The sequence below is a fragment of the Campylobacter sp. LH-2024 genome, assembly GCF_048270605.1.
Classification (GTDB): Bacteria; Campylobacterota; Campylobacteria; order Campylobacterales; family Campylobacteraceae; genus Campylobacter_D; species Campylobacter_D molothri.
Genome location: NZ_CP168139.1, coordinates 1437825 through 1452307 on the forward strand (window position 1 = coordinate 1437825; position 14483 = coordinate 1452307).

Annotated in this window: 13 protein-coding genes and 1 pseudogene; 8 read left to right on the forward strand and 6 right to left on the reverse strand. The window is 28.3% G+C overall.

The annotated features are described in order from the left end of the window. Positions 1 to 102: 102 nt before the first annotated feature. Positions 103 to 315 (reverse strand): 30S ribosomal protein S21, encoded by a 213-nt coding sequence (gene rpsU / locus ACD570_RS07375; RefSeq protein ID WP_002780697.1) that lies wholly within the window; start codon positions 313 to 315, stop codon positions 103 to 105. A 190-nt stretch (positions 316 to 505) separates the two neighbouring features. On the opposite strand from rpsU, the gene ccoG reads away from it, so the two are divergent. The 5 genes from ccoG to ACD570_RS07400 all read left to right on the forward strand — a co-directional run bounded on the left by ccoG (position 506) and on the right by ACD570_RS07400 (position 8258). Further along, positions 506 to 1873 carry a cytochrome c oxidase accessory protein CcoG gene (ccoG, locus tag ACD570_RS07380; RefSeq protein WP_337202713.1) on the forward strand — a complete coding sequence of 456 codons (1368 nt, stop codon included), beginning with the start codon at positions 506 to 508 and terminating at the stop codon, positions 1871 to 1873. After that, a complete protein-coding gene (locus ACD570_RS07385) occupies positions 1870 to 2517 on the forward strand; it encodes a TetR/AcrR family transcriptional regulator (protein WP_417904278.1) in 648 nt (215 codons plus the stop codon). The genes ccoG and ACD570_RS07385 overlap by 4 nt, the downstream gene beginning before the upstream one ends. A 68-nt stretch (positions 2518 to 2585) precedes the next feature. Next, entirely contained in the window at positions 2586 to 3686 is a 1101-nt protein-coding gene (locus tag ACD570_RS07390; protein WP_417904279.1) for an efflux RND transporter periplasmic adaptor subunit, read from the forward strand. Next, positions 3686 to 6805 carry a multidrug efflux RND transporter permease subunit gene (locus ACD570_RS07395; protein ID WP_337209491.1) on the forward strand — a complete coding sequence of 1040 codons (3120 nt, stop codon included), beginning with the start codon at positions 3686 to 3688 and terminating at the stop codon, positions 6803 to 6805. The genes ACD570_RS07390 and ACD570_RS07395 overlap by 1 nt, the downstream gene beginning before the upstream one ends. Continuing rightward, positions 6798 to 8258, forward strand: a complete 1461-nt coding sequence (locus ACD570_RS07400) for a TolC family protein (RefSeq protein WP_417904280.1) — start codon at positions 6798 to 6800, stop codon at positions 8256 to 8258. The genes ACD570_RS07395 and ACD570_RS07400 overlap by 8 nt, the downstream gene beginning before the upstream one ends. Before the next feature lie 9 nt (positions 8259 to 8267). Here ACD570_RS07400 and cmeU read toward each other — a convergent pair whose 3' ends face one another. Beyond that, complete coding sequence (cmeU, locus tag ACD570_RS07405; RefSeq protein WP_200282022.1) at positions 8268 to 8519, reverse strand: CmeU family protein; 252 nt, start codon at positions 8517 to 8519, stop codon at positions 8268 to 8270. Positions 8520 to 8681: 162 nt separating this feature from the next. Between cmeU and ACD570_RS07410 the strand changes: the two genes are divergently transcribed. Next, positions 8682 to 10022, forward strand: a complete 1341-nt coding sequence (locus ACD570_RS07410) for a coproporphyrinogen III oxidase family protein (RefSeq protein WP_337209489.1) — start codon at positions 8682 to 8684, stop codon at positions 10020 to 10022. 2 nt (positions 10023 to 10024) lie between these two features. On the opposite strand, the gene hemJ is transcribed toward ACD570_RS07410, so the two are convergent. The 4 genes from hemJ to ACD570_RS07430 all read right to left on the reverse strand — a co-directional run bounded on the left by hemJ (position 10025) and on the right by ACD570_RS07430 (position 13362). After that, entirely contained in the window at positions 10025 to 10477 is a 453-nt protein-coding gene (hemJ, locus tag ACD570_RS07415; RefSeq protein WP_200282028.1) for a protoporphyrinogen oxidase HemJ, read from the reverse strand. Then, complete coding sequence (gene lspA / locus ACD570_RS07420; protein ID WP_200282031.1) at positions 10461 to 10922, reverse strand: signal peptidase II; 462 nt, start codon at positions 10920 to 10922, stop codon at positions 10461 to 10463. The genes hemJ and lspA overlap by 17 nt, the downstream gene beginning before the upstream one ends. Further along, complete coding sequence (glmM, locus tag ACD570_RS07425) at positions 10915 to 12252, reverse strand: phosphoglucosamine mutase (RefSeq protein WP_337202709.1); 1338 nt, start codon at positions 12250 to 12252, stop codon at positions 10915 to 10917. Before glmM ends, lspA begins: the two co-directional genes overlap by 8 nt. 90 nt (positions 12253 to 12342) lie before the next feature. Continuing rightward, positions 12343 to 13362 carry a cytochrome-c peroxidase gene (locus ACD570_RS07430; protein ID WP_239820368.1) on the reverse strand — a complete coding sequence of 340 codons (1020 nt, stop codon included), beginning with the start codon at positions 13360 to 13362 and terminating at the stop codon, positions 12343 to 12345. Between the two features lie 202 nt (positions 13363 to 13564). Between ACD570_RS07430 and plsY the strand changes: the two genes are divergently transcribed. Both plsY and ACD570_RS07440 read left to right on the forward strand, forming a co-directional pair. Continuing rightward, positions 13565 to 14176, forward strand: coding sequence for a glycerol-3-phosphate 1-O-acyltransferase PlsY (gene plsY, locus ACD570_RS07435; protein ID WP_337206918.1), 612 nt, complete (start codon positions 13565 to 13567; stop codon positions 14174 to 14176). Continuing rightward, a pseudogene (locus ACD570_RS07440) lies at positions 14161 to 14479 on the forward strand (dihydroneopterin aldolase). Before plsY ends, ACD570_RS07440 begins: the two are co-directional and overlap by 16 nt. Positions 14480 to 14483 lie beyond the last annotated feature (4 nt).

A 14483-nucleotide genomic window follows, 5' to 3' on the forward strand; every position in this document is an offset into this window, starting at 1 on the left:
AATAATAAATTCATTCTTTTGTATTAAAATAATTTTTGTATTTAAAAAAGTTTGATATAAGATTTTAAAGAATTTATCAAAAGCCTTAAAAGGCTTTTGATTTTAAAGTCTTGATTCGTATCGTCTAAGCATATAAAGTCTTTTAAGCATTTTTTTACGTGCTGAAATTTTTTGCTTTTTACGAATTTCAGTCATAGGCTCAAAAAATCTTCTCGCTCTAACTTCAGTTACAACAAGATTTCTATCAACTTGTTTTTTGAATTTACGATATGCTTCATCAAAAGACTCGTTAGGATGCACCTTAATTCCTGGCACTATCCTCACCACCTTTCATAAATTTAATTCTGCTTAACAAAATTTAAAAATTTTTATTGTTAAGGGGAAAGATTATAAAGTATTTATCATTAAATAATTCTTATTTAAAGGTAACTTAGAAAACATTTAAAAATTATTTTAGTTTTTATAAATTATAATAGCATAAAAAACAACATAAAAAAGGGAATAAATGCAAAATTTTATTACTAATTACACAAAAAGGCGTTATATTATTTATGCTATTATTAGTATTATTGCATTGAGTTTACCATTTATAGAAATTAATGGGAATCATTTTTTTCTTTTAAGCTTTATCCATGCTAAATTAAATTTATTTTTTATTTCTTTTTCCACTCAAGAATTTTATCTTATGCCTTTTATTCTTATACTTCTTTTTCTATTTATATTTTTTATAACAACATTAGGTGGTAGAATTTGGTGTGCTTGGAGTTGCCCACAAACTATTTTTAGGGTTATTTATAGAGATTTAATTCAAACAAAAATTTTGAAAATTAGAAAAAATATCAATAATAAGCAAAAAGAATATCCTGGACAATATTTTAAAAAAATTATTGCTGTTATTTTATTTTACCTTATTTCTTTAATTGCTATAAGTAATTTACTTTGGTATTTTATTCCGCCAGAAGACTATTTTGAATATTTAAAAAATCCTAATGAACATTTTCTTTTAATAGGAATTTTATTTTTTGGAAGTATACTTTTTACTCTTGATGTTACTTATTTTGCAGAAAAATTCTGCATCTATGTTTGTCCATATGCTAGAATACAATCGGTTATGTTTGATCGCGATACCATGCAAGTAATTTATAATGAAAAACGTGGTGGAGTTATTTTTGATGGCAAATTTAAACTTCATAAAAAACCTCCTCAAGGAGAATGCATAGGATGTGAAGCCTGTGTAAGCGTGTGTCCAACACATATTGATATTAGAGCGGGAATGCAACTTGAATGTATTAATTGTCTAGAATGTGCCGATGCTTGTTCTAAAATTCAAAATAAATTTAATCGTCCAAGCTTAATCAACTGGACAAGTATCAAATCAATAGAAACAGATAAGAAAATTAATTATTTTCGCTTTAGAACTATTGGATATTTAATTGTTATTGGAATTATCTTAACTATCTTAATTATTATGGGTAGCAAAAAAGAACATATGCTTTTAAATATCAACCGAAGTAGCGAACTATACCAAATTTCACGCGTAGGGGACAATATAGAGGTTTCAAATGCATATACATTTTTATTTCAAAACACGGATATAAAAGATCATGAATATTATTTTGAAGCTAAACTAGAAGGCATTGATAATGGTATTGAAATTATTCGCCCAAGCAAACCTTTTAAACTTGAAGCCGGAGAACAAAGTAAAAAAATTGTTATTATTAGGGCTACAAAAAAACTTGCCAATGATAATCAAAAAGATGTTATTTTTCCACTTCATATAAAAGCTTATGCTAAAGATGATAACAAAATTGTTATTTTTAGAAAAACGATTTTTATTTATCCTAAAATCTCAATTTTTAAGGAGGTTAAATGAATTCAAACAAGACGCTTTCTAAGAAAAATTTAGCTCGAAAAGATAGAATAAAAAAGGTTGCTTGTGAACTTTTTTTAGCACGAGGATTTCAAGAAGTCAGCCTAAGCGATATTATAAAAATCTCTGGAGGCTCTTATTCTAATATTTATGATTGTTTTCAAAGCAAAGAAGGTTTATTTTTCGAAATTTTAAATGATGTTTGCAAAAAACATTTCAAGCTAATTGCCTCTCAAATTCATATTTCTGAAGATAAAGAATTAAAAGAAAATTTAATTTCTTTTGCTAGAGTTTTTATTAAAATATATAATACAGTCTCAATGATTTCTTTGGGAAGAATTATTTTTTCTCAAGTTTATAATATAAATTATCTTCAAAATTGGATGCAAGATAATCAAAAATTCTTTGCCCATAATCTTCTAGCAGATCTTTTTTCAAAACAAAAAGATCAATTTATCAAAGATAATGCTGCAAGATTAGCTATCACTTTTTGCAATATGTTAAAAGAACCTTATTTTACTTTAAATGTTTTAGTAGACTCCCAGCTTATGAGTAAAAAAGAACAAGAAGAACATATAAAATTTATAGTCGATCTTTTTTTAAATGGCATTTCAAATAAAGCCTGTGAAATACCAAATCAAGTTTAATTAATAAAATTTAAGCTAAAATATGAAAATATTTTCATAATAAAAAAACGAAAATTAAGGTAAAAGTGATGAGATTAATTATAAAAAATATTCTTTTAGTAAGTATTGTATTTTTAATTTGTGGCTGCGAAAAAAAAGAAACTCCTAAAATGCAACAAAATCCAATACCAGTAAGCTTTATGGAAGCAAAATCTGAAAATTTGCCCCTTAGTTTTACTTATCCAGCAAAACTTGTGAGTGATTATGATGTGATATTAAAACCTCAAGTAAGCGGAGTGATATTAAAAAAATATTTTAAAGCAGGTGATATGGTTAAAGAGGGTCAAAAATTATTTCTCATTGAACCCGATAAATTTGAAGCAAACGTTAATTCTGCACAAGGGAAATTCTTGATGGCAAAAGCTAATTTTGATAATGCCTCAAAAGATTATGAAAGAAATAAAATTTTATTTTCAAAAAAAGCTATTTCAAAAAAAGAATATGATGCTTCTTTGGCAACTTTTGATAGCGCAAAAGCAGAACTTGCAAGTTCAAAAGCTGATTTACAAAATGCTAAAATCGATCTTAATCATACTGAAATTCTTGCACCATTTGATGGAGTTGTTGGAGATGCTTTAGTTAATATAGGAGATTATGTTAATTCTGCAAATACAGAGTTAGTTCGTGTTACAAACCTTAATCCAATTTATGCAGAATTTTATATTTCTGATACAGATAAACTTAATATTATGCGAAACACCCAAAGTGGGGAATGGGATCTTAAAAATATCCAAGCTACATTAAATTTAAATGGGGAACAGGTTAAAGGAAAACTTTATTTTATTGATTCTGTAATAAATGCAGATAGTGGAACTGTTAAAGCTAAAGCTATTTTTGATAATAATAACTCTAGTCTTTTACCAGGGGCATTTGCCACAATTACTTCAGAAGGATTCATTCAAAAAAATGGCTTTAAAATACCACAAAGTGCCATCAAACAAGATCAAAATGAGGTATATGTTTACACCATAGTCAATAACAAAGTTGCAAAAAGTCCAATTCATATTAGCTACCAAAATAATGAATATGCTATTATCGATTCTGGGCTTAAAAATGGCGATAAAATTATTTTAGATAATTTCAAAAAAATTCACATTGGATCTGAAGTTCAAGAAATTGGGAGTAAATAATGTTTTCTAAATTTTTTATAGAAAGACCAATATTTGCCTCTGTTGTTGCTATTATCATTTCAATTTCTGGAGCTATAGGTTTAATTAATCTACCTGTGGAGCAATATCCTGCACTAACTCCTCCTACAGTCCAAGTAACGGCAAGTTACACAGGTGCAGATGCCCAAACTATCGCTTCAACCGTTGCAACTCCTATTGAAGATGCAATCAATGGAGTTGATAATATGATTTATATGGACTCTACAAGTTCTACAGGTCAAATGAAACTCACAGTTTATTTTGATATAGGAACTGATCCTGATCAAGCAACGGTCAATGTAAACAATAGGATTTCCGCTGCAACAGCAAAACTCCCAGAAGCAGTTAAAAAGCTTGGAGTAACGGTTAGAAAATCTTCTTCTTCGATACTTGAAGTTATCTCTATCTATTCAGATGATAACTCAATGAGTGATGTAGATATTTTTAACTACGCCTCTTTAAATATTTTAGATGAATTAAAAAGAATTCCTGGGGTTGGAGATGCTAGTGCCATAGGGGGTAAAAATTATTCCATGAGAATCTGGCTAAAACCTGATCTGTTAAACAAATTTAATATAACTACTACTGATGTTATTAATGCTATTAATGAACAAAATGCTCAATACGCAACAGGAAAAATTGGCGAAGAACCAGTTATTAATAAGTCTGCTCAAGTGCTTTCTATAACAATGCAAGGAAGACTTTCTACTCCTAAAGAATTTGAAAATATTATCTTAAGAACCAATAAAGATGGATCTTTCTTAAGAATCAAAGATATAGCAAATGTAGAAATAGGATCTCAAGAATATAGTTCAACTGGACGTTTAGGTAGCAAACCAGCCGTTCCAATCATGATTAATTTACAATCAGGTGCTAATGCAGTTAGCACTGCAAAATTAATTAATCAAAGACTTGAGGAACTTTCTAAAAATTTCCCTCAAGGTTTAAAATATAAAGTTCCTTTTGACACAACAATTTTCGTTAAGGCCTCTATTAAAGAAGTGATTAAAACTTTTGCTGAAGCTTTAATTTTGGTCCTTATTGTTATGTATCTTTTCTTGAAAAATTTCAGATCAACTCTTATTCCAATGATCGCTGTTCCTGTTTCATTATTGGGAACTTTTGCTGTACTTTATTTACTTGGATTTAGTATCAATCTTTTAACTCTTTTTGCTCTTGTTTTAGCTATAGGTATTGTCGTTGATGATGCTATTATTGTAGTTGAAAATATTGACAGAATCATACATTCTGATCCTAATATTTCAATCAAAGATGCAGCTATACAAGCCATGAATGAAGTAAGTTCACCAGTTATTTCTATTGTTCTTGTTCTTTGTGCTGTTTTTATCCCTGTATCATTTATTTCAGGATTTGTAGGAGAAATTCAAAAGCAATTTGCCCTAACTCTAGCCGCTTCTGTTGCTATCTCGGGGTTTGTTGCACTCACATTAACTCCTTCATTATCTGCAATTTTTTTAACAAGAAATGAGTCAAAACCTTTCTATTTTGTTCAAAAATTTAATGATTTTTTTGATTGGAGCACATCTGTATTTAGTGCTGGTGTAGCTTATATGCTTAAACGTACTATTCGCTTTGTTCTCATTTTTTGTATTATGCTAGGGGCGATTTTTTATTTATATAAAATTGTGCCAAACTCACTTGTGCCAACCGAAGATCAAGGTGTTATTATGAGTATTATCAATCTACCTGCTGGATCTCCTATACATAAAACCATAGAAGAAGTAGAAAGTATGAATAAAAATATTAGCAAAATTGATAGTATAGAATCGGCTGTTTCTCTTGTAGGTTTTGATCTTTTCACAAGTTCTCTAAAAGAAAATGCTGCGGCAACATTTTTAAAACTAAAAGATTGGAGTGAAAGAAAATTAAGCTCTGATCAAATCATTGGTATGCTATTTGGTCAATATGCAAATGATAGAAATGCTCAAAGCTATTTCCTTAATCTTCCTGCAATTCCTGGACTTAGTCTAACAGGCGGCTTTGAGATGTATGCTCAAAATAAAAGCGGGAAAACTTATGATCAAATTCAACAAGATATTAATAAATTATTAGAAGTAGCAAGAAAAAGAAAAGAATTATCCAATGTAAGAACAACACTTGATACCAATTTTCCACAATATAAGCTTATTATTGACCGAGATAAAATGAAATATTTTAATCTCAATATGCAAGATGTTTTCAATACCATCAGTGCAACAATAGGAACTTATTATGTTAATGACTTTCCTATGTTAGGAAAAAATTTTCAAGTCAATATTCGTGCCTTAGGAGATTTTAGAAATACTCAAGATGCATTAAGAAATATCTTTGTAAGATCAAATGATGGAAAAATGATACCTCTTAACTCATTTTTAACCCTTGCTAGAAGTGCTGGACCTGATGATGTTAAAAGATTTAATCTTTTTCCAGCTGCTCTTATACAAGGTGATCCCGCACCAGGTTATACTTCTGGGCAGGCCATTGAAGCGATCTCAACTGTTGCCAAAGAAACTTTAGGAAGCGATTATTCTATTGCTTGGTCAGGATCAGCTTATCAAGAAGTTAATTCCAAAGGAACTGGATTATATGCTTTTATTTTAGGAATGGTTTTTGTATTTTTAATTCTAGCAGCCCAATATGAGAGATGGCTTATTCCACTTGCTGTTGTTACTGCTGTTCCTTTTGCTGCATTTGGTTCTTTTCTTTTAGTAGCTCTTTCAGGGTTTGACAATGATATATATTTTCAAACTGGACTTTTACTTTTAATTGGACTTTCGGCAAAAAATGCAATTTTGATTATCGAATTTGCTATGGAAGAACATCTAAAAAAAGGAAAGAGTGTTTTTGATGCTGCTGTTAGTGCTGCAAAATTAAGATTTAGACCTATTGTTATGACTTCATTAGCTTTTACTTTTGGCGTCTTACCAATGATTTTTGCCCATGGAGCAGGAAGCGCTGCTCGTCATGCTTTAGGAACTGGACTTATAGGTGGAATGATTGCTGCTTCAACTCTAGCAATTTTCTTTGTTCCATTATTTTTCTATCTTTTAGAAAATCTAAGTATTTGGATTGATAAAAAAAGAGGTAAGATCCATGAATAAAATTATTTCTATGAGTATTACTGCGAGTCTTGGATTATTTATTTCAGCTTGCTCTTTAAGTCCGAATTTAAATATTGCTGAAGCGAATTATACTTTTGCCAATGATAAACAAAATAATAATAACATTGATCAAAAATGGTGGAAAGAATTTGAAGATGATCATTTAAATAAACTCGTCAGTTTAGCTCTTAAAAACAATTCTGATTTAAAAATTGCTTATATACATTTAAAACAAGCTAGTGCTCAATTAGGAATTGATTTTAGTAATTTAATGCCAAAATTTGATGCAAGTGCAAATGCTTTAAGAAGTAAAACTTCAATAAATGCACCAACAAACAAAAGCGGTCAATTTAATTATGGCAATGACTTTAAGATGGGTCTTAATTTAAGCTATGAAATTGATCTTTGGGGTAAATACCGAGATTCTTACAGAGCAAGTAAATCTTCTTTTGAGGCAAGTCAATATGATTATGAAGCAGCAAGACTTTCTATCATTTCAAATACAGTTCAAACATATTTCAATCTTGTGAATGCATATGAAAATGAAAATATTTTGCAACAAGCCTATGAAGCAGCACAAGAAATTTATCGCATTAATAATGAAAAATTTTCAGCAGGAACTACTGGAGAATATGAATTATTCCAAGCTAAAGCTAATCTTGAAAGTATTTCTTTACAGTATAATCAAGCGCAACTTAATAAAGAAAATTATCTCAAAGCTCTAAAAATATTAACTTCAAATGATTTAAATGACATACTTTATCAAGATCAAGACTATCAAACTTTTAATCTTAAAGAATTTGATATTCCAACTGGAATTACTAGTGAGATCTTATTGCAACGCCCAGATATTAGCTCTTCTTTAGAGAAACTCATGCAAAAAAATTATCTTATAGGTGTTGCTCGTTCGGCTTTCTTGCCTAGTCTTTCTTTAACTGGGCTTTTAGGTTTTGAAAGTAATGATTTAGATACTTTAGTAAAAAATGGATCTAAAACTTGGAATATAGGTGGAAGTTTTTTAATGCCTATTTTTCACTGGGGCGAAATAAATGAAAATATTAATTTAGCTAAATTAAATAAAGATGAGGCCTTTATAAACTATGAAAATACTTTAAAAACAGCTTTTGGAGAAATTCGATATGCTTTAATTTCTAGAAAAAATATACGTTTGCAATATGACAATGCTTTATCAAGTGAGCAAGCTTATAAAAGAATTTATGAAATTGCTAAAGAACGTTATGATATAGGAGAAATGTCTTTACAAGATTATTTAGAAACTCGACAAAATTGGCTTAATTCTCAAATTAATTTTAACAATACAAAATACTCTTATGCTAACTCTATAGTAGATGTTATTAAAGCTTTTGGTGGAGGATTTAATCAACAAGATGAAAATTCTTGGGAAAGTACTCAAAAAGAAGAAATTCAAAATTTAGAAAACTCTTTAAAATAAATGCTTGATTTAGAAATCTTTTTCTAAATCAACACTTGTAATTTTATAAGCCTTATAAATAGCTGGTAATATTTTTCTTATTGCATAATCATAATGATAAAACAATTTATACATCTCTTCAGCATTTAAATTCTTTGCATTTTTAAAATCAAAAACTTCAGTATTTTGTAATTTTTCAATATTTTCATCAAAAAAAGAATAAAATTCTGATCTTTTTTTAAATAAAGCATTTAAATTCTTAACAATTTCTGATTTTTCCATAATATATTATCCTTTTATTTTTCAATATTTTCATCAAAAAAGAATTTCCATAATATATTATCCTTTTAAAATAATTTCTCATCGAAATATAAAAAATTTACCATTAATTTAGTAAAAATTTGATAAAGTTCTTTGTTATACTTTAATTATTAGGTTTATTCTATGAATTTATTTCAAAATTTAGCTTTAAAATATTCTCATATCATGATGGAAAAATCTTTAGAGAAGGGTTTTAATGTTGAACTTTTAAAAGAGCCAAAAGAAAAAAATCCAAAAGAAGATAAAACTTATATGCTTTATGCTCATATACCTTTTTGCCATACCTTTTGTCCTTATTGTAGTTTTCATAAATATTATTATGATGAAGAATTAGCTAAAATTTATTTTGAAAATTTAAGAAAAGAAATTATCTTGATCAAAGAAAAGGGATTTAATTTTACCTCTATGTATGTTGGCGGCGGTACAACTCTTATTCACGAAGAAGAATTATTAAAAACCCTAGAGCTTTGTAAAAAAATTTTTGACATTAAAGAAATTTCTTGCGAAACAGATCCAAATCATATAAAACCTGAAAAACTTTCTATGTTTAAAGGTATAATTGATCGATTGAGTTGCGGTGTTCAAAGTTTTAATGATGATATTTTAAAAAAAGTTGCAAGGTATAATAAATTTGGCTCTTCGCAAATGCTTCAAGAAAAAATCTCAAAAGCAATGAATATTTTGCCTATTTTTAGTATTGATTTGATTTTTAATCTTCCAGGACAAACTATAGAGCAACTTTTAAATGATTTAACAATTGCTAAAAGTTTAGCTCCTCAACAAATTACAACTTACCCTTTAATGAAATCGGGATTAACCAAAGATAATATAGCTAAAAGTTTGGGCGTAAGCATTCAAGATAATGAATTTAAATTTTATCAAATTATACGAGACTTTTTTAAAGATTACCAACAAAATAATGGATGGAGTTTTTCTTTGGAAAAAAATACATTCAATGATGAATATGTAAGTTCTCACCATGAATATTTAGGTGTTGGTAGTGGTGCTTTTAGCTTTTTAGATGGAGAACTTTTAATTAATGCTTTTGATTTAAATGATTATTCAAAACTGATAAAAGAAAAACAAAATGCAAATATTGCAAAAGCTAATTTTGACAAAAAAGAGATTATAAAATACGTCTTTTTAACTGAAATTTTTGCGGGAAAAATAGATATTGAACGCTTTAATAAAACTCTTAATTGCGATCTTGAAAAGGAGCTTTTTATAGAACTTTTAGGTCTTAAAATAAGCGGGGCTATTAAGAAAGAGGGAAATTTTTTAACTACAAGCAAATTTGGTCAATATCTTTTTGTAGTTTTAATGAAAGATTTTTATACTGGAATGGATCTTGTTCGTGCAGTTTTCAGGGATAATCAACGTATTAAAAATAAAAATTTTATTGACATTATGAAAGAAAATGTTAATCCACTTGAACCCGCTAGTATGGAGTTCAAAGCGAATTAAAATTAAAATGGACGAACGACAATCATTAAAGCGATAATAATAAACATAATTGTAGGAAATTCATTATAAATTCTAAAATATTTTCCACTTTTTGTATAAATATCTTTAGATAAAGCTCTTAAACAAAAATAATTATGTATATGAAAAAGGATTAAAAGCGTTACACAGGTAAGTTTCACATGCATATAAGCTGCCCCTTCCATTAAAATTTCCTTATGGGCATGTAGCATTAAACTTCCAGTAATTAAAGTCGCAATCATCGCAGGATTTTGTATAGCAAAATAAAGTTTTCTTTCTTGAATTTTTACCACATCAACAAAACCTTTATTTTCTTTATGTTCCACATGATACACAAAGAGTCTTGGTAAATAAAAAAGTCCAGCCATCCAAGAAACAAAAGCTAAGTAATGCACCCATTTAATCCAAAAATAATACTCATTAATCCATTCTGTCATTTTTACTCCTTCTTTTTAAAAAAATTTCTTGTATAAAAATTAACGCAACGCTAATATTTATCATAACATCAGCTACATTAAAAATAGCAAAATTAAACCATTTGTGCCAAAAAAACATATCTACAACCCCACCATGTACAAAACGATCCAAAAGATTTGAACACCCAGAACCCAACATTATTCCAAAAGCTACAATATGTTCTTTTAAAAATTTTTTTTGCCAAAAAAGATATATTGCAAGTATTAATATAAACACCAAATGAAAGTATTTTAAATAATGGTCTAAAAAACTGAGCATTGAAAATGCAATACCAGTATTTAAAGCAAAAGTTAAATCAAAATATTCACTTTGCCATCTCATTCCACCTAAAGTTAATTGCTTAACCCATTGATCTAAAACAAATGCTGCTATGAAACAAAAAATAAATGTTAAATTTTTATTCATTTAAAGCTTTCTTGAAAAAATTAATAACATTATTCATTTCTTTTTCTAAAATTTTAATATCCTTATTCTCTAACAAAAGTCTAATCAAATTTTCAGTTCCAGAATAACGAAATAAATAATTAATATTTTTATTTTCCAAATCTTTTTTTAATTCTTTCAAACCTTTAATTTTTTCTAAATCTTTTTTTTCAGAAATTTTTAAATTTGTTAAAAGTTGCGGATAAGGTTTAATTTGACTTAAAATCGCACTAGCGCTTTTTTTCTTTGAAAGCATTAATGCACTAAATTGTAAAGCTGCTATAAGTCCATCTCCTGTCTTAGCATAATCACTAAAAATAATATGTCCGCTTTGTTCTCCGCCAAAATTTCCACCAATTGTCTTTAATTTTTCAAGCACATATTTATCTCCAACATTACAAGTCTCAAGTAAAATTTCATGCTTATTTAAAAACTCTTTTAATGCTCCATTACTCATAATAGTTGCAACAACACTTGATTTTAGCTTGCCCTGTTCTTTTAAATAAAGAGCTAAAACACCCAATAAGCTATCTCCATGTGCTACTTCGCCTTTTTCATTTACCACCACTAAACGATCAGCATCTCCGTCAAAAGCAAAACCAACATCTGCACGAAATTTTATTACTTCAGATGCCAAATGTGAAGGGTGCAAAGCTCCACAATTTTCATTAATATTAAGCCCATTTGGTTGATCATTGATTACAATAACCTCTGCTCCAAGTTCCCTAAATACAGTTGGAGCCACTTTATAAGAAGCTCCATGCGCCACATCCAAAACAACACGTAATGATTTTAAAGTCAAATCTTTAGGAAAAGAATTTTTAATTGAAACGATATAACGTCCTATAACATCATCAATTCTTTTAGCCTGTCCTATCTGATCCATGCTTACTTTGGAATCTTGTATAAGCTTGTCATTAAAATAAATTTCTTCAATTTTTCTTTCAATATCTTCATTAAGCTTATTTCCATGTGCATCAAAGAATTTAATACCATTATCATAATAGGGATTATGAGAAGCTGAAATCATTATACCCGCATCACAACGCATATCCTCTGTTAAAAAAGCAATGGCAGGAGTTGGCATAGGTCCTATTTCAATAACATTATATCCTATAGAAGTAAGACCTGATACAATGGCATTTTCTATCATATAACCACTTCGTCTAGTATCTTTACCTACTAAAATATTATTAGTAATACTCTTATCTTTAAAATAAATTCCAGCAGCCATGGCTAAACGCATTGCTAAAAAACTATCTAGAAATTCTCCAGCTTTTGCTCTTACACCATCTGTTCCAAAAAGTTTCATTTGTATCCTTTTTTTGATAGTATTGCTTTAAATTATAACAAAAAATAAAGTCTAAAAAACTAATAGACTTAAAAAGTCTATTAGTTTAATTTAAAATTGAGGTAGTGGTGTTTTTTCAGTAGAAGCTGGAAGCTGAGGATAAATTATTTTAGGTTTAACACCTGTTAAGGATTTTAAAAATGTTTCGATACTTTCTGCATCTTTGTTAGAAATATTGATTCCAAGTTGTACACTTCCCATTTCTTTAATAGCATCAGTTAATTTCCAAATTGCACCATTATGAAAATAAGGAGCTGTTTCAGCAACATTTCTTAAAGTCGGTGTTTTAACCATTCCATTTGCATCCCCTTTAAAATCACCTAAATTAGAAAATTTATATTTTCCAGCTACTTGAAAAGGTTGCATATTTCCACCTAAATTAACTCCATTATGACAAGCTACGCATCCTTTATCTATAAAAAGTCTTAAACCTTTTTTCTCATCATTGCTTAAAGCTTTTTCATCGCCATTTAAGAAAGCATCAAAACGTGATGGAGTAATTAAAGTCCTTTCAAAATTTGCTATCGCATCAGCTATATTATCAAAACTAACACCGCTTTTGCCATAAATTTGTTTAAATTCTTTCACATATTCAGGTAAAGATGAAATTTTTTCAACAGCTAATTTTGCAGGAGTAGCCATTTCTGGTTCTGATTGTATAGGACCTTTAGCTTGATCTGCTAAATTTTTAGCACGACCATCCCAAAACTGCACATTATTTAAAAATGCATTATAAACAGTTGGAGAATTTAAGTGATGAGGATTTTCTTTCCATTTATTTCCTATAGCCGTTGAAACTCCATCTGCACCACCTAAGCCTAAATTATGACAAGTATTACATGAAATAATACCACTTTTTGAAAGTCTAGGATCAAAATAAAGTTTTTTACCAAGTTCAACTTTTCTAAGATCAAAATGGCTTGCTTTTATTCCATTTGATTTTAAAATTTCCTCAACACCTTTTTGATCTTTTGGCAAAGGTTTTAAACCAGAATTTTTAGCTTCATCAATTAAATTCATTGCGCTTAGACTTGAAGCAACAAATATTGCTGTAAACAATAAAGTTCTCATCCTTACTCCTTACTATGGAATTAAAATTTTAAATTTATTAATTTATCTTAATAAATTATGAATAAATAGTATTCTTTTAATACTTAAATAAGAATAAAAAATATGTATTAGTATTTTTTATTCTTAACTAGACTCATTTATTTTTTTTATCTATAATACCTTAAATTATAAAAACCTAAAAAATATTACGAGGTTTATTACAGTGGAAAATTTAATTATTTATGCTATGGCTTATTGCCTAGGCGCAATTCCTTTTGGACTAATTTTGACAAAAAAATTTGCAAATATAAATATTAAAAATCAAGGATCAAAAAATATAGGAGCAACTAATGTTTTAAGGGTTGTAAAACAATACAATCCAACTTTAGCTAAAAAACTTGCCATTGCAACAGTGATTCTAGATTTTGCAAAAGCTGCATTACCTTTATTTATATTAAAATTTTTAAATTATGATTTAAACATACTTTGGAGTGTTGCTGTATTAGCTGTATTTGGACATTGCTATTCAATTTATTTATTATTTGAAGGCGGCAAGGGTGTTGCAACAGGTGCTGGGGCTATGATTGTGCTTTTGCCTTTAGAAGTTATAACGGCTTTTATTATTTGGCTTATTGTGGGTAAAATTTTTAAAATTTCTTCTTTAGCATCATTACTAGCTTTGGTAACTTTTATTGGTAGCTCTTTTATTTTCAATTATAATATGGAGGTTATTAACACTCATGCACCAGTATTTATCATAGCTTTTCTTATTTTTTATAAACATATTCCAAATATCTATAGATTGATTTTCAAAAAAGAATGCAAAGTCATATAAGCATAAAAATACATTTTAAATGTATTATTGGAATTTTAAACTTTGAACGCAAAAAAAAACAAAAAATTTGCGTCAAACTAAAAGCCAAAGCAAATGATTTTTTAGACTATGCAAAAGGTTTCAAAAAAAATTAAAAAAATTTATAAAAAAGAGAAATTTTTTACCTTAGAAGAATCTGTAGATTTTGTATGTGAAAAACTTCATTCTAAATTTCCTCAAATTATTTATTTAAAAATAGCAACTTTTAAACCTAAAATAATAAAAAATAGCATAGTTGGGGTAAAATTAAAAAAAAGATATTAATTTT

Excerpts from the sequence above, each read along its gene's own strand:
- ACD570_RS07400 (WP_417904280.1), top strand. The coding sequence starts at position 6,798 with ATGAATAAAATTATTTCTATGAGTATTACTGCGAGTCTTGGATTATTT.
- ccoG (WP_337202713.1), top strand. The coding sequence starts at position 506 with ATGCAAAATTTTATTACTAATTACACAAAAAGGCGTTATATTATTTAT.
- ACD570_RS07390 (WP_417904279.1), top strand. The coding sequence starts at position 2,586 with ATGAGATTAATTATAAAAAATATTCTTTTAGTAAGTATTGTATTTTTA.
- glmM (WP_337202709.1), bottom strand. The coding sequence starts at position 12,252 with ATGAAACTTTTTGGAACAGATGGTGTAAGAGCAAAAGCTGGAGAATTT.
- cmeU (WP_200282022.1), bottom strand. The coding sequence starts at position 8,519 with ATGGAAAAATCAGAAATTGTTAAGAATTTAAATGCTTTATTTAAAAAA.
- ACD570_RS07395 (WP_337209491.1), top strand. The coding sequence starts at position 3,686 with ATGTTTTCTAAATTTTTTATAGAAAGACCAATATTTGCCTCTGTTGTT.
- ACD570_RS07385 (WP_417904278.1), top strand. The coding sequence starts at position 1,870 with ATGAATTCAAACAAGACGCTTTCTAAGAAAAATTTAGCTCGAAAAGAT.
- ACD570_RS07430 (WP_239820368.1), bottom strand. The coding sequence starts at position 13,362 with ATGAGAACTTTATTGTTTACAGCAATATTTGTTGCTTCAAGTCTAAGC.
- hemJ (WP_200282028.1), bottom strand. The coding sequence starts at position 10,477 with ATGACAGAATGGATTAATGAGTATTATTTTTGGATTAAATGGGTGCAT.
- lspA (WP_200282031.1), bottom strand. The coding sequence starts at position 10,922 with ATGAATAAAAATTTAACATTTATTTTTTGTTTCATAGCAGCATTTGTT.
- ACD570_RS07410 (WP_337209489.1), top strand. The coding sequence starts at position 8,682 with ATGAATTTATTTCAAAATTTAGCTTTAAAATATTCTCATATCATGATG.